Origin of the sequence: Pseudomonas sp. RC3H12 (genome assembly GCF_018596375.1) — a bacterium.
In the GTDB taxonomy this organism is placed as follows: domain Bacteria; phylum Pseudomonadota; class Gammaproteobacteria; order Pseudomonadales; family Pseudomonadaceae; genus Aquipseudomonas.
The window spans coordinates 3,455,508-3,476,152 of record NZ_CP075595.1 but is presented as its reverse complement, the minus strand read 5'-3'; the positions used below and the strand labels follow the sequence as shown (position 1 = coordinate 3,476,152).

The 20,645-nt window shown below is 65.8% G+C and carries 20 protein-coding genes; 11 read left to right on the top strand and 9 right to left on the bottom strand.

Going from position 1 to position 20,645, the window contains the following annotated elements; genetic code table 11:
• Positions 1 to 36 precede the first annotated feature (36 nt).
• The 3 genes from KHO27_RS15815 (at position 37) to KHO27_RS15805 (ending at position 3,793) form a co-directional block, all read left to right on the top strand.
• Positions 37 to 714 (top strand): response regulator, encoded by a 678-nt coding sequence (locus KHO27_RS15815; RefSeq protein ID WP_023632177.1) that lies wholly within the window; start codon positions 37 to 39, stop codon positions 712 to 714.
• Positions 711 to 2,051, top strand: coding sequence for an ATP-binding protein (locus tag KHO27_RS15810; protein WP_214500458.1), 1,341 nt, complete (start codon positions 711 to 713; stop codon positions 2,049 to 2,051). Before KHO27_RS15815 ends, KHO27_RS15810 begins: the two co-directional genes overlap by 4 nt.
• Before the next feature lie 419 nt (positions 2,052 to 2,470).
• Complete coding sequence (locus KHO27_RS15805) at positions 2,471 to 3,793, top strand: dicarboxylate/amino acid:cation symporter (protein WP_102683610.1); 1,323 nt, start codon at positions 2,471 to 2,473, stop codon at positions 3,791 to 3,793.
• Between the two features lie 56 nt (positions 3,794 to 3,849).
• Here the strand turns inward: KHO27_RS15805 and KHO27_RS15800 are convergent, their stop codons facing one another.
• Together KHO27_RS15800 and KHO27_RS15795 are read right to left on the bottom strand one after the other, a co-directional pair.
• The gene (locus KHO27_RS15800) at positions 3,850 to 4,344 is read right to left on the bottom strand and encodes a SprT family zinc-dependent metalloprotease (RefSeq protein WP_214500457.1); all 495 of its coding nucleotides are present in this window, start codon (positions 4,342 to 4,344) and stop codon (positions 3,850 to 3,852) included.
• Positions 4,345 to 4,484: 140 nt separating this feature from the next.
• Entirely contained in the window at positions 4,485 to 5,084 is a 600-nt protein-coding gene (locus KHO27_RS15795; RefSeq protein ID WP_023630778.1) for a Yip1 family protein, read from the bottom strand.
• A gap of 263 nt (positions 5,085 to 5,347) precedes the next feature.
• On the opposite strand from KHO27_RS15795, the gene ttcA reads away from it, so the two are divergent.
• A complete protein-coding gene (gene ttcA / locus KHO27_RS15790; protein WP_023630777.1) occupies positions 5,348 to 6,172 on the top strand; it encodes a tRNA 2-thiocytidine(32) synthetase TtcA in 825 nt (274 codons plus the stop codon).
• Positions 6,173 to 6,176: 4 nt separating this feature from the next.
• Positions 6,177 to 6,848, top strand: coding sequence for a DNA-3-methyladenine glycosylase I (locus KHO27_RS15785; RefSeq protein WP_110701187.1), 672 nt, complete (start codon positions 6,177 to 6,179; stop codon positions 6,846 to 6,848).
• Between the two features lie 33 nt (positions 6,849 to 6,881).
• On the opposite strand, the gene KHO27_RS15780 is transcribed toward KHO27_RS15785, so the two are convergent.
• The 3 genes from KHO27_RS15780 to arsC are packed head-to-tail and all read right to left on the bottom strand — an operon-like array spanning position 6,882 to position 8,243.
• On the bottom strand, positions 6,882 to 7,295 hold the full coding sequence (locus tag KHO27_RS15780; protein ID WP_031315197.1) for a DUF2069 domain-containing protein: 414 nt from the start codon (positions 7,293 to 7,295) through the stop codon (positions 6,882 to 6,884).
• Complete coding sequence (gene wrbA, locus KHO27_RS15775) at positions 7,288 to 7,893, bottom strand: NAD(P)H:quinone oxidoreductase (protein ID WP_046854520.1); 606 nt, start codon at positions 7,891 to 7,893, stop codon at positions 7,288 to 7,290. The genes KHO27_RS15780 and wrbA overlap by 8 nt, the downstream gene beginning before the upstream one ends.
• Entirely contained in the window at positions 7,890 to 8,243 is a 354-nt protein-coding gene (gene arsC / locus KHO27_RS15770) for an arsenate reductase (glutaredoxin) (RefSeq protein ID WP_110701183.1), read from the bottom strand. The genes wrbA and arsC overlap by 4 nt, the downstream gene beginning before the upstream one ends.
• 86 nt (positions 8,244 to 8,329) lie before the next feature.
• Here arsC and KHO27_RS15765 point away from each other — a divergent pair, with 86 nt between their 5' ends.
• Positions 8,330 to 8,797 (top strand): TlpA disulfide reductase family protein, encoded by a 468-nt coding sequence (locus tag KHO27_RS15765; RefSeq protein WP_214500456.1) that lies wholly within the window; start codon positions 8,330 to 8,332, stop codon positions 8,795 to 8,797.
• 59 nt (positions 8,798 to 8,856) lie between these two features.
• Here KHO27_RS15765 and KHO27_RS15760 read toward each other — a convergent pair whose 3' ends face one another.
• From KHO27_RS15760 to KHO27_RS15745, 4 genes are all read right to left on the bottom strand, one after another.
• The gene (locus KHO27_RS15760; RefSeq protein WP_110701179.1) at positions 8,857 to 9,261 is read right to left on the bottom strand and encodes an META domain-containing protein; all 405 of its coding nucleotides are present in this window, start codon (positions 9,259 to 9,261) and stop codon (positions 8,857 to 8,859) included.
• Positions 9,262 to 9,696 (bottom strand): hypothetical protein, encoded by a 435-nt coding sequence (locus KHO27_RS15755; protein WP_046854523.1) that lies wholly within the window; start codon positions 9,694 to 9,696, stop codon positions 9,262 to 9,264.
• Positions 9,697 to 9,727: 31 nt separating this feature from the next.
• Positions 9,728 to 10,717 (bottom strand): 2-hydroxyacid dehydrogenase, encoded by a 990-nt coding sequence (locus tag KHO27_RS15750; RefSeq protein WP_214500455.1) that lies wholly within the window; start codon positions 10,715 to 10,717, stop codon positions 9,728 to 9,730.
• Between the two features lie 129 nt (positions 10,718 to 10,846).
• A complete protein-coding gene (locus tag KHO27_RS15745; RefSeq protein ID WP_110701175.1) occupies positions 10,847 to 13,603 on the bottom strand; it encodes a response regulator in 2,757 nt (918 codons plus the stop codon).
• Between the two features lie 197 nt (positions 13,604 to 13,800).
• Here KHO27_RS15745 and KHO27_RS15740 point away from each other — a divergent pair, with 197 nt between their 5' ends.
• From KHO27_RS15740 to relA, 5 genes are all read left to right on the top strand, one after another.
• A complete protein-coding gene (locus tag KHO27_RS15740; protein WP_214500454.1) occupies positions 13,801 to 14,517 on the top strand; it encodes a response regulator transcription factor in 717 nt (238 codons plus the stop codon).
• A gap of 3 nt (positions 14,518 to 14,520) precedes the next feature.
• Positions 14,521 to 15,921, top strand: coding sequence for a HAMP domain-containing sensor histidine kinase (locus KHO27_RS15735; protein WP_214500453.1), 1,401 nt, complete (start codon positions 14,521 to 14,523; stop codon positions 15,919 to 15,921).
• A gap of 94 nt (positions 15,922 to 16,015) precedes the next feature.
• The gene (gene cysM, locus KHO27_RS15730; RefSeq protein WP_110701169.1) at positions 16,016 to 16,915 is read left to right on the top strand and encodes a cysteine synthase CysM; all 900 of its coding nucleotides are present in this window, start codon (positions 16,016 to 16,018) and stop codon (positions 16,913 to 16,915) included.
• Positions 16,915 to 18,273 (top strand): 23S rRNA (uracil(1939)-C(5))-methyltransferase RlmD, encoded by a 1,359-nt coding sequence (rlmD, locus tag KHO27_RS15725; RefSeq protein ID WP_111532586.1) that lies wholly within the window; start codon positions 16,915 to 16,917, stop codon positions 18,271 to 18,273. Before cysM ends, rlmD begins: the two co-directional genes overlap by 1 nt.
• A gap of 99 nt (positions 18,274 to 18,372) precedes the next feature.
• Positions 18,373 to 20,613 carry a GTP diphosphokinase gene (relA, locus tag KHO27_RS15720; protein WP_046854530.1) on the top strand — a complete coding sequence of 747 codons (2,241 nt, stop codon included), beginning with the start codon at positions 18,373 to 18,375 and terminating at the stop codon, positions 20,611 to 20,613.
• Positions 20,614 to 20,645: the final 32 nt, after the last annotated feature.

The following is a 20,645-nucleotide window of genomic DNA, read 5'->3' as shown; positions in this document are numbered from 1 at the left end:
GCCGGTACAGGCATTCGCTATTCAAAGGAGAACTGCATGAAATTGCTGGTGGTCGAGGACGAGGCGCTGCTGCGTCATCACCTGTTCACCCGCCTCGGCGAGGGCGGCCATGTGGTGCAGGCGGTGGCCAACGCCGAGGAAGCCTTGTACCAGGCCGAGCAGTACAACCATGACCTGGCGGTGATCGACCTGGGCCTGCCGGGCATGAGCGGGCTGGACCTGATCCGCCAGCTGCGCAACCTTGGCCAGACCTTCCCGATCCTGATCCTCACCGCCCGCGGCAACTGGCAGGACAAGGTCGAAGGCCTGGCCGCCGGCGCCGACGACTATGTGGTCAAGCCGTTCCAGTTCGAAGAGCTGGAGGCGCGCCTCAACGCCTTGCTGCGCCGCTCCAGCGGCTTCACCCAGTCGACCATCGCCGCCGGCCCGCTGGTGCTCGACCTCAACCGCAAGCAGGCGACCCTGGACGAGCAACCGCTGGCGCTGACCGCCTACGAATACCGCATCCTCGAGTACCTCATGCGCCATCACCAGCAGGTGGTGGCCAAGGACCGGTTGATGGAACAGCTGTACCCGGACGACGAGGAGCGCGACCCGAACGTCATCGAGGTGCTGGTCGGCCGCCTGCGTCGCAAGCTCGAGGGCGACAACGGCTTCAAGCCGATCGATACCGTGCGTGGCCTGGGCTACCTGTTCACTGAGCGCTGCCGATGATCCGTTCGCTGCGGGTGCGCCTGATGCTGGCGGCGGCGTTGCTGGCGCTGCTGTTCATGCTGGCGTTGCTGCCGGCGCTGCAGAAGGCCTTCAGCCTGGCGTTGCAGGAGTCCATCGAGCAGCGCCTGGCCTCGGACGTGACCACGCTGATTTCCGCCGCGCGCATCGAGCATGGCCAGTTGCAGATGCCGGCGCTGCTGCCGGACGAACGCTTCAACCTGCCGTATACAGGCTTGCTCGGCTACATCTTCGACCGCCAGGGCAAGCTGGTGTGGCAGTCGCGGGCCACGCGCAACCGCAACATCAACTACCACCCGCGCTATGACGGGCGTGGCAACGAATTCGCCCGTATTCACCAGGACGACGGCGAGGAGTTCTTCGTCTATGACGTCGAGGTCAGGCTGCTTGGCGGCAAGAGCGCGGCGTTCAGCATCGTCGCCCTGCAACCGGTCCGCGAATACCAGGACACCCTCAATGGCCTGCGCGAGAAACTCTACTTCGGCTTCGGCGCGGCGCTGCTGGCGCTGATGGTGCTGCTGTGGGCCGGCCTGACCTGGGGCCTGCGCTCGCTGCGCCGGCTCAGCTCCGAGCTGGATGACGTGGAGAGCGGCGCCAGGGATGGGCTCAGCCGTGAACACCCACGCGAGCTGCTGCGCCTGACCGGCTCGCTCAACCGCCTGCTGCGCAGCGAGCGCGAGCAGCGCCAGCGCTACCGCGACTCGCTCGACGACCTGGCCCACTGCCTGAAGACCCCGCTGGCGGTGCTGCAGGGCGTGGGCGAGAGCATGGAGCAGGGCGACCGCGAGCAGGCGCGGGTGCTGCAAAGCCAGATCGAGCGCATGAGCCAGCAGATCGACTACCAATTGCAACGCGCCAGCCTGCGCAAGAGTGGCCTGGTAAAGCACCAGGTCGAGCTCAAGCCGTTGCTCGACAGCCTGTGCAGCACCTTGGCCAAGGTCTATCGCGACAAACGCGTCGAGGTCGGTTTCGATCTCCCGGCCGATGCGCGGGTGCCGATGGAGCAGGGGGCCTTGCTCGAGCTGCTCGGCAACCTGCTGGAGAACGCCTACCGGTTGTGCCTGGGGCAGGTGCGGGTCAGCCTGCGCGAAGCGCCGGGGCAACTGGAGCTGTGGATCGAGGACGACGGCCCGGGCGTGCCGCCCGACCAGCGTGAGCGCATTCTCGAACGCGGCGAGCGGCTGGACCGCCAGCACCCCGGGCAGGGGATCGGCCTGGCGGTGGTCAAGGACATCATCGACAGCTACGACGCCGAGTTGAGCCTGGGCGATTCGCCGTTGGGCGGGGCTGCGTTCCGTATCGCTTTCCGACTCGATTGATTCTGCCTTTCCAGTGCAGGGGGCGGTGCGTGGGAGCGGGCTAGCCCCGCGATACCGGCGAAGCCGGTGCCATCCGGAGCGGTCCTCATCGCGGGGCAAGCCCGCTCCCACCGGGAAGTCCCACTGAATACCTCTGAGGCGGAAATCCGCCAACCCGCCCTGTACGATTTCCGCCATCGGGCGGAAATCCGCCATTTCCTACCGGCTACTGCGCCCCGTCCCGGGGCATTCACACCCTGTAATCATTGGCTGTGCACCTCAAGCGGGCACTTTGGCATTGCCCTTGCTATTCACCTGGCAGAGGCCTGCCCAGGTGCTCGAACACAACGACAAATCCCTCCGGGTACAGGAGGGTTCGCGATTCAGGTGCCCCGACATCCTGGGAAGGATGCGCCGGCCCACTTGAGGAAAAATTAGCCATGACGACTCGTCAGCCGCTGTACAAATCGCTGTATGTCCAGGTGATCGTCGCGATCACCATCGGTATCCTGCTCGGCCACTACTACCCGGAGACCGGCGTAGCCCTCAAACCCCTGGGTGACGGCTTCGTCAAGCTGATCAAGATGGTCATCGCGCCGATCATCTTCTGTACCGTGGTCAGCGGCATCGCGGGCATGCAAAGCATGAAGTCGGTCGGCAAGACCGGCGGTTACGCGCTGCTGTACTTCGAGATCGTCTCCACCATCGCCCTGATCATCGGCCTGGTGGTAGTCAACGTGGTGCAGCCGGGTGCCGGCATGCACGTCGACGTGAGCACCCTCAACGCCAGCAGCGTGGCTGCCTATGCCGCCGCCGGCGCGCAGCAGACCACCGTCGGCTTCCTGCTCAATGTCATCCCCAACACCGTGGTCGGCGCCTTCGCCAACGGCGACATCCTGCAAGTGCTGATGTTCTCGGTGCTGTTCGGCTTCGCCTTGCACCGCCTGGGCAGCTACGGCAAGCCGGTGCTGGACCTGATCGATCGCTTCGCCCATGTCATGTTCAACATCATCAACATGATCATGAAGCTGGCCCCGATCGGCGCCTTCGGCGCCATGGCCTTCACTATCGGCCAGTACGGCGTGGGTTCGCTGGTGCAGCTGGGCTACCTGATGGCCTGCTTCTACATCACTTGCCTGCTGTTCATCCTGGTCGTGCTGGGCGGTATCTGCCGCGCCCATGGCTTCAGCGTCATCAAGCTGATCCGCTACATCCGTGAAGAGCTGCTGATCGTCCTGGGCACCTCGTCCTCCGAGTCGGCCCTGCCGCGCATGCTGGCCAAGATGGAGCGCCTGGGCGCGAAGAAATCCGTGGTTGGCCTGGTGATCCCGACCGGTTACTCGTTCAACCTGGACGGTACCTCGATCTACCTGACCATGGCCGCGGTGTTCATCGCCCAGGCCACCGACACCACCATGGACATCACCCACCAGATCACCCTGCTGCTGGTGCTGCTGGTGGCCTCCAAGGGTGCCGCGGGCGTCACAGGTTCGGGCTTCATCGTCCTGGCCGCCACCCTGTCGGCCGTCGGCCACCTGCCGGTTGCCGGCCTGGCGCTGATCCTGGGTATCGACCGCTTCATGTCCGAAGCGCGCGCCCTGACCAACCTGATCGGCAACGCCGTGGCCACCGTGGTCGTGGCCAAGTGGGTCAAGGAGCTGGACACCGACACCCTGCAGGCCGAACTGGCGTCTGGCGGCTCGCCGCTGATCGACACCCGTCCGACCGACGACCTGGGCGTGGCCGAAGGCCCGGCGCGTTGAGCGTGAGATGAAAGACAAAAGGCGACCCTCGGGTCGCCTTTTTCATGCGTTGACGATTATTCGACCCGGGTCTCGCCGCTATACACCAGGATCTCCCGGCAGCGCCGGCACAGGTACCGCCGTCCCTGGCGCACCAGCTTGTGCCGCTGGGCGGTGAACGGGAAATCGCTCTCCGGGCACGGACAACGGTAGATGTAGCGTGTCGCCACGCGCCGCTGCACCTCGTAGTTGTGGCAGCGGTTCGGCGGCAGCTCGTACACCCCGCGCATGATCAACTGCCATTCCTCGCCATGGGCCTGGATGCGCTCGCCGAATAGTTGGTGGGCGATCAGGTGGGCGACTTCGTGGGCCACGGTCTGGCGCAGGAAGTCTTCGGCGTTCTCGCGGTACAGCTGCAGGTTGAAGCGCAGCAGGTTTTCGTGCAGGTGGGCGACGCCGGCCTTCTGTCCGCGCAGCTTGAAGCTGACCTGCGGGCGCAGGAAGGGGCGTTTGAAGAAGGTTTCGGCTTGCTGGTAACAGGTTTCGACGCGTTGTCTGAGCAGCTCGGGCATGGCGGGGTAGTTCTCCTGACCGGGCATTATGCCGCAGGCAATGGGCGGCTGCCGAGCCGTCGGTCAGGCACACGAAGCGAGGCCGCCTTGCGGCGGCCTCGGTGATGCCCCAGTGTTGGTTGGATCTGGTTGGTATGCGTTCAGTTGGTGTAGACGGGCCCCACGCCCAGTCCCCAGATGATCACGGTCGCGGCCATGATCGCCACCAGAACCACGAGGCCCACCGCCAGCACCGAGCTGGAGAACAGGAAGCCTTCATCCGACGGTATGTTCATGAAGGTCGGCAAGCCGACATACAGCAGGTACACGGTGTAGCAGATCGCCGCCGTGCCGATCAGCATGCCCAGCCACAGGTGCGGGTACAGCGCCGCAAGGCCGCCGATGAACAGCGGGGTGGCGGTGTAGGTGGCAAAGGCGATGCACTGCGCCATGCTCGGGTTGGCGTCGTAGGTGCGCGCCATCCAGTGGATGAAGGCGCCCATCACCGCCACGCCGGCGAGCATCGCCAGGTAGGACATGATGCTCATCCACAACGCGCTTTCCATGGTCAGCATCACGGCTGGCCGCTCGCCGATCACCCAGCCGACCTGGGTGGTGCCGATGAACGCCGACACGGCGGGAATCGCCGCCAGGATCAACGTGTGTGTCAGGTACATGTGGCTGATGCTTTCATCCTCGCCACGAATCTCCCGCCACTCCTGGTCGGGGTGGGTGAACAGCCCAACAACATGATGAATCATACGGGTCACTCCTATCGTCGTTGCCAAACGCCCCCCGGATGGAGCGCCTATGGCCCGAGGCCAGGACACCAGGTGCTGCGCCAATGTGGCCTTATGTCGCAGTATAGGAAGCCGTTCCCCACAGAAAACCGGGTTTTTAGAGCAAATCGCGCTGTCAGGACCGGTGCTGATTCCCTTGAAGTCTTTATCGGATTCACCTACTGCGCCGCCCGGTTTGTGCGTAAAATAGCCGGCTTTTGTCACACCTCGCGGATTCAAGCGCTATGGGCACCCTCTCGGTCAACCAGAACAAACTGCAAAAACGCCTGCGTCGCCTCGCCGGCGAAGCCATCACCGACTTCAACATGATCGAGGATGGCGACAAGGTCATGGTCTGCCTGTCCGGCGGCAAGGACAGCTACACCATGCTCGACGTTCTGTTGCACCTGCAGAAGGTGGCGCCGATCAAGTTCGAGATCGTCGCGGTGAACATGGACCAGAAGCAGCCGGGCTTCCCCGAGCACGTGCTGCCGGCCTACCTCAAGGAACTGGGCGTCGAGTACCACATCGTCGAGAAGGATACCTACTCGGTGGTCAAGGAGCTGGTGCCCGAGGGCAAGACCACCTGCTCGCTGTGCTCGCGCCTGCGTCGCGGCACCTTGTACACCTTCGCCGACGAGATCGGCGCGACCAAGATGGCCCTGGGGCACCACCGCGACGACATCGTCGAGACCTTCTTCCTCAACATGTTCTTCAACGGCGCGCTCAAGGGCATGCCGCCGAAGCTGCGCGCCGACGACGGCCGCAACGTGGTGATCCGCCCGCTGGCCTACTGCAGCGAGAAGGACATCCAGGCGTATTCGGACATGAAGGAATTCCCGATCATCCCGTGCAACTTGTGCGGCTCGCAGGAAAACCTGCAGCGCCAGGTGGTCAAGGACATGCTGGTGGAGTGGGAGCGCAAGCACCCTGGCCGCACCGAGAGCATTTTCCGCGCCCTGCAGAACGTCGCGCCGTCGCAGCTGGCCGACCGCAACCTGTTCGACTTCACCAGCCTGAAGATCGACGAGAGCGCCACCCCGCGCTTCCTCGACGTGCTGAACATCTGACCTTATGCGCGACTACCAGTGGTTGCATGAGTACTGCCTGAACCGCTTCGGTTCGGCCAAGGCGCTGGAAGCCTTCCTGCCGCAGCCGCGCACACCCGCGCAGCTGCGCGACATCACCGACGACCGCTACCTGTCGACCCTGGCCCTGCGCGTGTTCCGCGCCGGGCTCAAGCACAGCCTGGTGGATGCCAAGTGGCCGGCGTTCGAGCAGGTGTTCTTTGGCTTCGACCCGGAGAAAGTGGTGCTGATGGGCGCCGAGCACCTGGAGCGGCTGATGCAGGACGAGCGCATCATCCGCCACCTGGGCAAGCTCAAGAGCGTGCCGCGCAATGCGCAGATGATCCTCGACGTGGCGAAGGAGAAGGGCAGTTTCGGCGCGTTCATCGCCGACTGGCCCGAGACCGATATCGTCGGGCTGTGGAAGTACCTGGCCAAGCATGGCAACCAGCTGGGCGGACTATCGGCTCCGCGTTTCCTGCGCATGGTCGGCAAGGACACCTTCATCCCCACCGACGACATGGCCGCCGCGTTGATCGCCCAGAAGATCATCGACAAGCCGCCGACCAGCCTGCGTGACCTGGCGCTGGTGCAGCAGGCGTTCAATCAGTGGCACGCCGAAAGCGGTCGGCCGCTGTGCCAGCTGTCGGTGATGCTGGCGCATACCGTCAACCATTGAGATCGCCGGGGCCGCAACGCGGCCCCGATACGTTCAGGCACCTTCGCCAGCCAGGCGTCGATCCTGCTGGAACTTCCAGCGCACGAACAGCAAGCCGCTGACGAACAGCCCCAGGCTCACCAGCACCTCGACCCAGCCGAACAGCGCTCGGGCGGGGTCGAACGCGGCCAGCACGCCCTTGATGAAGTAGATATTGACCACGAAGCAGGTCCAGGCATGCGCCCGGGCGCTGCCCATCAGCATGCCCGGCAGCAGCAGCAGTAGGGGGATCAGCTCGATGGCCAGGATCACTTCGACCCGCGCCCCGTGCAGGTTGGCGAACCACAGGTTGTTCACCACCAGCAGGGCGATCAGGCCGAAGAAGCAAGCCAGGCTCAGGGCGCGGGTCAGCCGTACGCGTGGGGCGAGCCACTCCAGTGGCGGCAGCACCTTGGGTTTTCTAGCCACGCTGGCCACCCAGGGCCTTGGCGGTGTTGGCCAGGCGTTGGCCGAGGGCGCGGCACAGGGTGATCTCGTGCTGGTCCAGCTCGCGCTTGCCGTCGGCGCCGGCATGGTGGCTGGCCCCATATGGGGTGCCGCCGCCGCGGGTATCGAGCAGCGCCGACTCGCTGTAGGGCAGGCCGGTGACCAGCATGCCGTGGTGCATCAGCGGCAGCAGCATCGACAGCAGGGTGGTTTCCTGGCCGCCGTGCAGGCTGGCGGTGGAAGTGAACACCGCCGCTGGCTTGCCCACCAGCTCGCCGCCCAGCCACAGGCTGCTGGTGCCGTCGAGGAAGTACTTGAGCGGTGCGGCCATGTTGCCGAAGCGGGTCGGGCTGCCCATGGCCAGGCCCGCGCAGTGGCGCAGGTCGTCGAGGGTGGCGTACAGCGCGCCGCTGGCCGGGATGTCCGGGGCCACGGCTTCGCACTCGGTGGAGATCGCCGGCACCGTGCGCAGGCGCGCCTCCAGACCGGCCATCTCGACGCCGCGGGCAATGTGCCGGGCCATCTCGCTGGTGGAGCCGTGGCGGCTGTAGTACAGCACCAGGATGTAGGGTTCGCTCACGGCAGGATCTCCAGGACCTTCTCGGGTGGGCGTCCGATCACGGCCTTGTCGCCTGCGACCAGGATCGGGCGTTCGATCAGCTTGGGATGCTCGACCATCGCCTTGATCAGCTGAGCGTCGCTCAGGGCTGGGTTGGCCAGCTCCAGTGCCTTGTATTCGTCTTCGCCGGTGCGCAGCAGTTGGCGCGCGCCGATGCCCAGCTTGGCGAGCAGCTGTTCGAGGGTGGCGGCGTCCGGCGGGGTCTCGAGGTAGCGCACGATGGTCGGTGCGAGGCCGCGCGCTTCGAGCAGTTCCAGGGCGCCGCGGGATTTCGAGCAGCGCGGGTTATGATAGAGGGTCAGATCGGTCATGACGGGTCGCATCCAGCTGGGTGTGGCGGCTATTCTAACCGCAGCGACCGACTTCAATGCTTGAAAACTTCGAGAAGGATTGACCCATGGCAAGGCGTTTGGCAGCTGCACTGGCCATCACCGCGAGCCTGCTGCTCGGCGGCTGCGGTGCGGACTACGGCGTGGACCAGCACGGCAATACGGTGAAGGCCGAACAGGTCGACGGGCACTGGTTGGTGCTCAATTACTGGGCCGAATGGTGCGGCCCGTGCCGTACCGAAATCCCCGAGCTCAATGCTGCGGCGAAGCAGTGGGATGCCCAGGGCATCAAGGTGCTGGGGGTGAACTTCGATGGCTTGCAGGGCGCCGACCTCAAGGCCGCCGCCGAGACCCTCGGCATCGGCTTCACCGTGCTCGCGCAAGACCCGGCCGAGCGCTATGAGCTGCCGCGCAGCGAGGCGCTGCCGGTGACCTATATCATCGATGACAAGGGCAAGGTGCGTGAGCAATTGCTGGGCGAGCAGACCCTCGAGGGTTTGCAGGCCAAGATCAAGGCGTTGAAAGGCGGCGCCTGAACCCTGCATCGCGGGGCAAGCTCGCTCCCACGTAGGAGCCGGCTTGCCCCGCGATGGTTTCAGCCTTCCTCAGGCCAGAACCGCAGCGGCTTGCCCTCGGCCGGCCAGAAGCGGATCTGCTCGATTGGCGACACGTCCCAGCGCTGCACCGTCTCCAGCGCCTGCAGGAAGCGTTTCTCCTGCTCCATCAGCGCTGGCGCGCACAGCTTGCGGGTCTTGCCGACCTTGCCGAAGCTCAAGTGCTCGCCGTCCAGCGTGTAGGGCGCGAACCAGTGGTTACAGCCGGCATTGCCATAGGCACGGCCATCGCTGGCCAGGGTCAGGGTCAGGTGGCTGTAGTCGATCAGCGGGCGTTCACCAATCCACTCCAGCAGGTAGCTTTGCTCCTGCTGCAGCTTCGAAGGTTGTGACGCGCAGCCCATCAGGCCGGTGGCGATCAGCACGCCGGTCAGCAGCTGTTTCACTCAGGCGCGCTCCTGGCACTGCGGGCACAGGTGCTTGTCGCCCTGGCTGGCCCAGCCCAGCTCCTGGACACGGGCGGTGGCTGCCGGGGCGTGGCCCTTCTTGCCGAGCTTGGCTTCGACGGCGAACTCGAAGTCCAGCACCGCGTCGCAGCCGTCGCACTTGACCTGCCACTCGTGGATTTCCAGTTCGTTGAATACTGGCCCCTGGGCCACGGCCACCCACTGCCCGGTGGGGTTGATCAGGTGGCGCACGCTGTCCACGGTCAGGCGCATGGACAGGGTTTTGCTGCCTTTGAGCGAAACCAGCAGTGCGTCGCCTTTCTGGATCGAGCCGCCGTTGCCGGTGACCTGGTAGCGGCCCGGTACCAGCGCGCGGCACTCGATCAAGGTGTGTTGCGGGTTGAAAAGGGTGTAGCGGAAATCGTGTTCGACCATGGGTCCTCCAAAAGTGCCGCGTATCCTAGCATCAACCGTTTACAAGATTCTGCGGATTGCCTGCCGCCCAGCGGGAGATGTTGTCCAGGGTGGTGGCGGCGATGGCATCCAGGGCCTCGCGGGTAAGGAACGCCTGGTGCGCGGTGACGATCACGTTGGGGAAGGTCAGCAGCCGTGCCAGCACGTCGTCCTGCAGCGGCAAGTCGGAGCGGTCCTCGAAGAACAACTGCGCCTCCTCTTCATAGACATCCAGCCCCAGGTAGCCGAGCTGGCCACTCTTGAGCGCGTCGATCAGTGCCGGGGTGTCGACCAGCGCGCCGCGACCGGTGTTGATCAGCATGGCACCGGGCTGCAGCTGGGCCAGACTCTGGGCGTTGATCAGGTGGCGGGTGTGCTCGGTGAGCGGGCAGTGCAGGCTGATGATGCGTGCCTGGCGCAGCAGCTCGGGCAGTTCCAGGTAGCGGGCGCCGAGGGCGACCAGCTCAGGGTTGGGGTAGGGGTCGTAGGCCAGCAGCTGGCAGCCGAAGCCGGCCATGATGCGGGCGAAGGCCGCGCCGATCTGGCCGGTGCCGACCACGCCGACGGTCTTGCCGTGCAGGTCGAAGCCGGTCAGCCCGTGCAGGGTGAAATCGCCTTCGCGGGTGCGGTTGTAGGCCCGGTGCAGGCGGCGGTTGAGGGCCAGGATCAGCGCCACGGCATGTTCGGCGACGGCGTGCGGCGAATAGGCCGGTACACGCACCACGCTGAGCCCGAGGCGCTGCGCGGCAGCCAGGTCGACGTGGTTGTAGCCGGCCGAGCGCAGGGCGATCAGGCGTGTGCCGCCAGCGGCCAGGCGCTGCAAGACCTGGGCGTTGAGCTCGTCGTTGATGAAGGCGCAGACCACCTCGAAGCCCTGGGCGAGGGCTGCGGTGTCCAGGGTCAGGCGGGCGGGCTGGTAGTGCAGCTCCAGGGCGCCCGCGCTGGCGGCGCGGGTGAAGCTTTCCTGGTCGTAGTGCTGGCTGCTGAACAACAGGGCGCGCATGGGGGGCTTCCTTCTGTGAGTCGGCAACAGTCTAGGCCGTCAGGTAGATCGGGTATTGATCTGTGACGGCCCTGTCGCGGGGCAAGACGCACGGCCGCTCCCACGACTCTTGCGAAGCCTATGGGGGATTCAGGCGCTTTCGCGCGCCTGCTCGGCCAGTCGGCTGATGGCCTGGTCCAGTTCGTCCAGGGCCTGCAATGCCTGGGGGCTGTCCTGCTTGAGCAAGGTCTCGCTGCGCTGGCAGGCCGCGCGCAACTGCGGTACGCCGCAATAACGCGAGGCGCCGTTGAGTCGGTGTACCCGTTCGATCATGGCATTGCGATCGGCCGCGTCGCGAGCGGCCTGGATGGCCTCGCGGTCGGACTCCAGCGAGGCCAGGAGCATGGCCAGCATATCCGCCGCCAGGTCCGGCTTGCCGGCGGCCAGGCGCAGCCCTTCCTCCGGGTCGAGCACCTTCAGCTCGCTGCTGTCGGGCAGGCGCTCACTGGGGCGCTCCTGCGGCGGTGATCCCAGGCTCAGGCCGGTCCATTTCATCACCACCTGGGCCAACTGGCGCTCGCTGATCGGCTTGGTCAGGTAATCGTCCATGCCGCTGTGCAGCAGGGCGCGCTTTTCGTTGGCCATGGCGTGGGCGGTGAGGGCCACGATGGGTAGGGGCGGACCGCTCTGGCTGGCCTCCCACTGGCGGATCTGTTCGGTGCAGGCACGGCCATCCATGCCGGGCATCTGCACATCCATCAGCACCAGGTCGAAGGGCTCGTCCTGCACGGCCTGCACCGCGGCATAGCCACTGTTCACCGCCAGTACCTCGGCGCCCATCCCTTCGAGCAGGGTCTGCACCAGCAGCAGGTTGGCCGGGTTGTCGTCGACGCAGAGGAGCTTGGGCATGCGCTGGCCGCCGTTGCTGCGCTGCTCGCATACTGGGCGGCGGGGTTGTACCAGTTCCAGCAGCAGGCGGCGCAACTTGCGCGTGCAGGTGGGCTTGGCCAGCAATTGGCCGTGGGCGTTGGGCAGGTAAGGATGGTAGAGCGGTTGCTCGGTGGTGGGGCACAGCACCACGCACTGGCAACCCAGGCGCTCGAGCTGTTGGTGGTACTGCCCCAATTGTTCCGGCGCCAGGCTGCCGAGGTTGACCCCGAGCACGGCGAACTCGAACGGCTGCCCGGCCTGGCTAGCCGCCTGCACGCCGTGCAGCAGCTGGTCGCAGGAGGCGAACACGCTGACCGCCAGGCCGCAGTCCTCCAGTTGGTGCTCCAACGCCTGGCGGGCCAAGTCGTGCCCGTCGACGATGGCCACGCTACGGCCGACCAGGGCCTGGGCGGGTTGCTCCTCGGTGTCGTCGTGGGCCTTGGGCAGGTTGAGGCTGATCCAGAACTGCGAGCCTTCGCCCGGCGTGCTGTCGACGCCGATTTCGCCCCCCATCTGTTCGATCAGGCGCTTGGAGATCACCAGGCCCAGGCCGGTACCGCCGGGCTGGCGCGACAGCGAGTTGTCGGCCTGGCTGAAGGCCTGGAACAGGGTGCGCACATCCTGCGGCGACAGGCCGATGCCGGTGTCTTGGACGCTGATGCGCAGTTGCACGCTGTCTTCCTGCTCGTCCTCGAGCATGGCGCGCACGACGATGGTGCCTTCGCGGGTGAACTTGATGGCATTGCTCACCAGGTTGGTGAGGATCTGCTTGAGCCGCAACGGGTCGCCTACCAGCGACAACGGGGTGTCGCGGTAGACCAGGCTGAGCAGCTCCAGCTGCTTGGCGTGGGCGGCCGGGGCAAGGATGGTCAGGGTGTCCTGGATCAGGTCGCGCAGGTTGAGCGGGATGCTGTCGAGCACCAGCTTGCCGGCCTCGATCTTGGAGAAGTCGAGGATCTCGTTGATGATCCCCAGCAGGTTGTCGGCGGATTTCTCGATGGTGCCGAGGTAGTCGAGCTGGCGCGGGCTCAGCTCGCTCTTCTGCAACAGGTGGGTGAAGCCGAGGATGCCGTTGAGCGGGGTGCGGATCTCGTGGCTCATGTTGGCGAGGAATTCGGACTTGATGCGGCTGGCCTCCAGGGCCTCCTTGCGCGCCATGTCCAGCTCGATGTTCTGGATCTCGATGGTTTCCAGGTTCTGGCGCACGTCCTCGGTGGCCTGGTCGATGCTGTGCTGCAGCTCTTCGTGGGCGCTGTGCAGGGTCTCGGCCATGCGGTTGATGCCGGCAGCCAGTTCGTCGAGCTCGTGGCTGCCCATGGCCGGCAGGCGTTCGTCGAGGTGGCCGTCCTTGAGTTGGTTGACCGCGTGCTTGATGCGGTTGATCGGGTCGTTGATGGTGCGGCTCATGCGCAGGGCGAGCAGCGCGGTCAGGCTCAGGCAAGCGAGGATCAGCAGCAGGCTGGTGAACAGGTTGCGGTAGCCGCGCAGCAGGGTGCCGTCGTGGGAAAGCTCGATCTCCACCCAGCCAAGCAGGCGCTCGGCCTCGGCGGGCACGGCATCGGTGGCCAGGTCGCGGTGATGGCCGAACACCGGCATCAGGTAGCGGGTGGCATCATTGCCGGTGCGCTGCAGCAGTTGCGTGCCGGTGCCGCCGCTGGGCGGTTGGTTGAGCATGCTGGGGCCGGCGTGGGCCAGGCGCGTGCGGTCGGCGGCGAGGAACGCCACGGCGCGCACGTCGACCTGCTCCAGGGCCTGGGCCGCGATGCGCTCCAGTTGCGCCGGGGACTGGCGGGCCAGGGCCGGCGCCGCCAGGGGCGCCAACTGCTCGGCGATCATCTTGCCGCGTTGCAGCAGCTGCGTGCGCAGGTCGCTCTGTTGCAACCAGGTGAAGTAACTGCCCAGCACCAGGGCCATCAGGCTGGCGGGGAGCAAGGCCAGCAGCAGGACGCGGCTGCGGATTCCCAAACGGTCGAGCACACCTGTCTCCTGTCATGTGCCTTTAAAAGCGCTGTTCGCGCATCAGCGGGAACGTTACTCCGCACCGGGGGCATTTGTAAGGCTTTTTGTTTGCCAAGTGAGGCTGGTCCCTCGATGGTGCGTCAGTCGGGCAATGGTTGCCTTGCCAGGAGCGCTTGCCCAATAATCACGCAACTGAGAATCGATGGCAGTTGCCAATGCATCCTGAAGCTATTCGCGCCACCAATATCCTGGCCATCGAGGACGACCCCGTGCTGGGTGCCTACCTGCACGAAGAGCTGCGCCGCGGTGGTTTCCGAGTGACTTGGTGCCGCAGTGGCCTGGAAGGCCTCGAGGCGGCGGGGCGACAGGTCTTCGACTTGGTTCTGCTGGATATCCTGCTGCCTGGCCTCAATGGCCTGGATGCCCTGGCCAGCCTGCGCCGGTGCAGCGCCACGCCTGTCATCCTGATGTCCGCGCTGGGGGCCGAGGCCGACCGTATCAGCGGTTTCGAGCGGGGAGCGGACGACTACCTGCCGAAGCCTTTCAGTTTCGCCGAGCTGCGGGTGCGCATCGAGGCGATCCTGCGCCGGGTGGCCTTCGAGCGGCGGGCGCTGGCGCCACGCGAGGCGGCGGCGGGGCAGTTGCGCTTCGATGAGCAGGCGGCCGATGTCTGCCTCGCTGGCGCCTGGGCCGGCCTGACCCCCAGTGAGTACCGCCTGCTCGACACCCTGCATCGCAGCCAGGATGAGGTGCTGAGCAAGCCGTTCCTTTACCAGCAGGTGCTGCAGCGTGGCTACTCGCGGCATGACCGCAGCCTGGACATGCACGTCAGCCAGATCCGCCGCAAGCTCAAGGCCATCGGCTATCACGAGCGGCAGGTCCGCACCGTCTGGGGCAAGGGCTATGTGTTCGGCGTGGGCGAGGCCGACTGAACCGTGCTCGATCGCCATTCGCTGTTCTGGAAACTGACCGTCCTGCTGGTGGGCTTCTGTCTGCTGATGATCGGCCTCAGCTACAGCTGGGGTCGCCATATGGAGACCCAGGACGCCTTCCTTTCCGAAACTGCGCGTCAAGTGCTGCGGGGTTACGCGGCCGAGGCGGAGCAGGCCTGGCGCAGCGGCGGCGCTGACGGTGTCGACGCCTGGCTGGCCGGGATGCGTGGGCGCGAGCAAGGCTGGGTGGGAGTGCTCGATGGCGACCTGCAGCCGTTGGGCAGTGCCGACCTGACCGCCGGGCAGGCCCAGCGCCTGACCCGCCTGCGCGGCGTCGACTGGCCGATGAGCCGGCGCAGTATCGGCCAGCCCTGGTTGCGTCTGCCGTTCCCCGGCGCGCCGGAGCAGGGCATGCTGGTGATCGAGCTGCCGGAACGCTTCAACCCGGGCCAGTACCGGTTGTTCTGGCGCATCGTCACCAACGGCATCATCCCTGGACTGTTTACCTTGCTGTTGTGTGTGGGCCTGTACCGCATGCTGATCGTGCCGCTCAATCAATTGCGGGAACAGGCCAGCGCCTGGCGCGCCGACCAGCTGGCGGCGCGCCTGGATTCGCGAACCACCCGGCGCAAGGACGAGCTGGGCGAACTGGCCCGTGCCTTCGATCAGATGGCCGAGCGCCTTCAGGGCACCGTGGCCTTGCAGCAGCAGTTGCTGCGCGACCTGTCCCACGAGCTGCGCACGCCACTCAGCCGCCTGCGCGTGGCCTGCGACGGCGAGACCGACCTGCAGCGCCTGCGTGAACGCCTGCACCGCGAGGTGGACGGCATGCAGCAACTGGTCGAAGACACCTTGCAGCTGGCCTGGCAGGATGCCGAGCGCGCCCCGCTGAACCTGGAGCCGATCCAGGTGCCGGCGCTGTGGGACCTGCTCAGCGAAAATGCCTGTTACGAAAGCGGCTGGGCACCTGGGCGGTTGCGCTGTGCGTTGCCAGCGGACTGCTGGGTGCGGGGCAGCCTCAACGACCTTGCCCAGGCGCTGGAGAACATGCTGCGCAACGCCATCCGGCACTCGCCCGAGGCGGGGGTGGTGCGTCTGGGCGGCTGGCGTGAAGGCGGGTATTGGCGTATCGACCTGGAGGACGACGGCGGTGGCGTGGCCGAGGAAGACCTCGAGCGGATCTTCGCGCCGTTTTCCAGGTTGGACGGGGCACGGCCCGGGGACGGTGGCTTCGGCTTGGGCTTGAGCATTGCCCGCAATGCGATCCGCCGCCAGGGTGGGCTGGTGTGGGCGGTCAATGGCGAGCGTGGCCTACGCCTGTGCATGCGCCTGCCTGCCCATGAAGCGGGGCCATCGGTTGGTCCGGCGCGGGCAAGCCCGCGGCCAGGAAGTAACTCCTTATAGCTACCCGCTATAACCACCGACAATTGCGTGATATGGCCGCGCCGGGTTTGCCGGTATGATAGGCGCCCCTGCCGTCCGGATTGCGAAAACGCCCATGACCCTGCAGTACCCAACCATCGCCGACTGCGTCGGCCATACGCCGCTGGTTCGCCTGCAGCGCATCACCGGGAACACCAGCAATACCTTGCTGCTCAAGCTCGAAGGCAACAATCCGGCAGGTTCGGTCAAGGACCGCCCGGCGTTGTCGATGATCACCCGTGCCGAACTGCGTGGCCAGATCAAGCCTGGCGACACCCTCATCGAAGCCACCTCCGGCAATACCGGCATCGCCCTGGCCATGGCAGCGGCGATCAAGGGCTACAAGATGATCCTGATCATGCCGGACAACTCCACCGCCGAACGCAAGGCGGCCATGACCGCCTATGGCGCCGAGCTGATCCTGGTGACCAAGGAAGAGGGCATGGAAGGGGCTCGCGATCTCGCGGAAAAACTGCAGGCCGAAGGCCGTGGGCTGGTGCTTGACCAGTTCGCCAACGGCGACAACCCGATCGCGCACTACAACAGCACGGGCCCGGAGATCTGGCAGCAGACCCAGGGCACGATCACCCACTTCGTCAGCTCCATGGGCACGACCGGCACCATCATGGGCTGTTCGCAGTACCTCAAGGAGCAGAACCCGGCGGTGCAGATCATTGGCCTGCAGCCGATGGAAGGCTCGGCCATTCCGGGCATTCGCCGTTGGCCCCACGAGTACCTGCCGAAGATCTTCGACGCCACCCGGGTCGACCGCGTGGTCGACATGTCCCAGCAGGAGGCCGAGGAAACCACCCGTCGCCTGGCCCGCGAAGAGGGCATTTTCTGTGGCGTATCCTCCGGTGGGGCGGTGGCGGCGATGCTGCGCCTGTCCCGTGAAGTCGAGAACGCGGTGATGGTCGCCATCATCTGCGACCGCGGCGACCGTTACCTTTCCACCGGCCTGTTCGATCCGACCTGATGTCCAGAAAGAAAAGCAACACCGGCCTGCGCTTCCAGCCGGCCGGCGGCAACCGTGTCGCACAAGTGCCGGTGGGCAAGAAGCAGCGCCTGCTGATCGAGCGCGTGGCTGGTGACGGCCGCGGCATCGCCTTCAGCGAGGGGCGCACCTGGTTCGTCAGCGGCGCGCTGGGCGGCGAGGACGTCGAGGCGCGGGTACTTGCTGCGCGCGGCAAGGTGGTCGAGGCGCGCCTGGAGCGGGTGTTCCAGGCCAGCCCCGAGCGCCGTGAAGCGCCTTGCCGGCATTACGCCCGCTGTGGTGGCTGCAACCTCCAGCACCTGCCCCATGACGGCCAGCTGGCGCTCAAGCAGCGCCTGCTCGCCGAGCAGTTGCAGCGGGTGGCCGGCGTGCAGCCCGAAGAGTGGGCTGTTCCCTTGTGCGGACCGGAATTCGGCTACCGCCGCCGGGCGCGAGTAGCGGTACGCTGGGATACCAAGGCGCGTCAGCTGGAGGTCGGTTTCCGCGCCGAGGCTAGCCAGGACATCGTTGCCATCGACGACTGCGCGGTGCTGGTACAGCCCTTGCAGGCGATCATGCGCCACCTGCCGACCGTGTTGCGCAGCTTGAGCAAGCCGCAGGCGCTGGGGCATGTGGAGCTGTTCAGCGGTACCGCCGAGGCGGTGTTGGTACGGCATGTGGCGCCCTTGCCAAGTGAAGACCTGGCGCGGCTCGAGGCATTCTGCCGCGAAGCCGGCGCCCAATTGTGGCTACAAGGCGAGGGCGAGCCGGCACCGGTGGAGGCTACGGCGCAACTGGGCTTTGCCCTGGAGCCCTGGGGCTTGGAGCTGGCCTGGCGACCGGGCGACTTCGTCCAGGTCAATGCCCAGGTCAATACCTTGATGATCCAGCAGGCTTTGGCCTGGCTGGCGCCCCAGGCGCATGAGCGGGTGCTGGACCTGTTCTGCGGCCTGGGCAACTTTGCCTTGCCCCTGGCGCGTCAGGCGCGCGAGGTGGTTGCGGTGGAAGGCGTGCAGGCGATGGTCAGCCGTGCCGAGGCCAACGCCCACGCCAACAATGTGCATAACGCACGGTTTTTTCAGACCGATTTATCGCAGCCTTTGGCGGGCGCCGGATGGGCTGCCGAGGGCTTTTCTGCGGTACTCTTGGATCCACCGCGCGACGGGGCTTTCGAGGTGGTGCAGGGCATCGCCCGGCTGGGTGCGAAACGGCTGGTCTACGTATCGTGCAATCCGGCCACGCTGGCGCGTGACGCGCAAGTGCTGGTCGGGCAGGGGTACCGGTTAAAAAGGGCCGGGATTCTCGACATGTTTCCTCAGACGGCGCATGTCGAGGCCATGGCGTTATTCGAAGTGGGCTAGCCGGGCTGGCCCTCTTGGTGCGGCCTTCAGGGAGTGAGGGGCGCACAGGTGATAGCCAGTGCACCCGCGTGGTGCGCTGTATGGAAAGGTAAAGCAAAGATGGTACAGGTGAGAGTGCACCAGCCGGTCAACAACGACGGCAGTATCAATCTCGAAGCATGGCTCGATCATGTGGTGAGCGTCGATTCGCAACTCGATCGCCCGGGGTTGAAAGAGGCCTGCGAGTTTGCCCATGAGGTCGAGAAGAAAGGCAACCCGGCCAAGCATTCCTGGGCCGATGGCACGTCCAGTTTCCAGGCGGGGCTCGAGATCGCCGAAATCCTCGCCGACCTCAAGCTCGACCAGGATTCCCTGGTGGCGGCGGTCATCTACCGTTCGGTGCGCGAAGGCAAGGTGACCTTGGCCGAGGTCGGCCAGCGCTTCGGGCCGGTGGTGTCCAAGCTGATCGACGGCGTGCTGCGCATGGCGGCCATCAGTGCCAGCCTCAGCCCGCGCCAGTCGCTGGTGCTCGGCTCCCAGGCGCAGGTCGAGAACCTGCGCAAGATGCTCGTGGCGATGGTCGACGACGTGCGCGTGGCGCTGATCAAGCTGGCCGAACGTACCTGCGCCATCCGGGCGGTGAAGTCCGCCGATGACGAAAAACGCCTGCGCGTGGCCCGCGAGGTGTTCGACATCTATGCGCCGCTGGCGCACCGCCTGGGTATCGGCCATATCAAGTGGGAACTCGAGGACCTGTCGTTCCGCTACCTCGAGCCCGACCAGTACAAGCAGATCGCCAAGTTGCTGCACGAGCGCCGGCTGGACCGCGAGCGGTTCATCAGCGATGTGATGAACCAGTTGCAGAATGAGCTGCTGGCCACCGGTGTCAACGCCGATATCAGTGGCCGGGCGAAACACATCTATTCGATCTGGCGCAAGATGCAGCGCAAGGGCCTGGAGTTCAGCCAGATCTACGACGTGCGTGCGGTACGCGTGCTGGTGCCGGAAGTGCGTGACTGCTACACCGCGCTGGGCATCGTCCACACCCTGTGGCGGCACATTCCGAAAGAGTTCGACGATTACATCGCCAACCCCAAGGAAAACGGCTATCGCTCCCTGCACACCGCGGTGATCGGCCCCGAGGGCAAGGTGCTCGAGGTGCAGATCCGCACCCATGGCATGCACGAGGAAGCCGAGCTGGGCGTCTGCGCCCACTGGCGCTACAAGGGTACCGACGTCAAGCCCAGCTCGAACCACTACGAAGAGAAGATCTCCTGGTTGCGCCAGGTGCTGGAATGGCACGAGGAACTGGGCGATATCGGCGGCCTGGCCGAACAGCTGCGCGTCGATATCGAGCCGGACCGCGTCTACGTGTTCACCCCCGACGGTCACGCCATCGACCTGCCCAAGGGTTCCACGCCGCTGGACTTCGCCTACCGGGTGCACACCGAGATCGGCCACAACTGCCGTGGCGCCAAGATCAACGGGCGCATCGTGCCGCTGAACTACAGCCTGCAGACTGGCGAGCAGGTGGAGATCATCACCAGCAAGCACGGTAGCCCGAGTCGCGACTGGCTGAACTCCAACCTGGGCTACGTGACCACCTCGCGGGCCCGGGCCAAGATCGTCCATTGGTTCAAGCTGCAGGCCCGAGACCAGAACGTCGCCGCCGGCAAGACCCTGCTCGAGCGCGAGCTGTCGCGTCTGGGCCTGCCGCAGGTGGACTTCGAGCGCCTGGCCGAGAAGGCCAACGTCAAGACCGCCGAGGACATGTTCGCCGCCCTCGGTGCCGGTGACCTGCGCCTGGCGCATATGGTCAACGCCGCCCAGCAGTTGCTCGAACCCGAGCGCCTGGAGCCGGTCGAGCTGATCCCGCGCCAGGCGCGGGGCATCCGTTCGGGCAAGCGCAACGACATCCAGATCCAGGGCGTCGGCAACCTGCTCACGCAGATGGCCGGCTGCTGCCAGCCGCTGCCGGGCGATGCCATCGTTGGCTACATCACCCAGGGTCGTGGCGTGAGCATTCACCGCCAGGACTGCGCTTCGGTGCTGCAGTTGGCGGGCAAGGAGCCGGAGCGCATGATCCAGGTCAGCTGGGGGCCGATCCCGGTGCAGACCTACCCGGTCGACATCATCATCCGTGCCTACGACCGCCCGGGTTTGCTGCGCGACGTGTCGCAAGTGCTGCTCAACGAGAAGATCAACGTGCTGGCGGTCAACACCCGCTCGAACAAGGAAGACAACACCGCCTTGATGTCGCTGACCATCGAGATCCCTGGGCTGGACGCTCTCGGGCGCCTGCTTGGCAGGATCTCGCAGTTGCCCAACATCATCGAGACGCGGCGTAACCGTACCCCTTGAGACAGAACGGGGCCGCTGTGCGGCCCATCGCT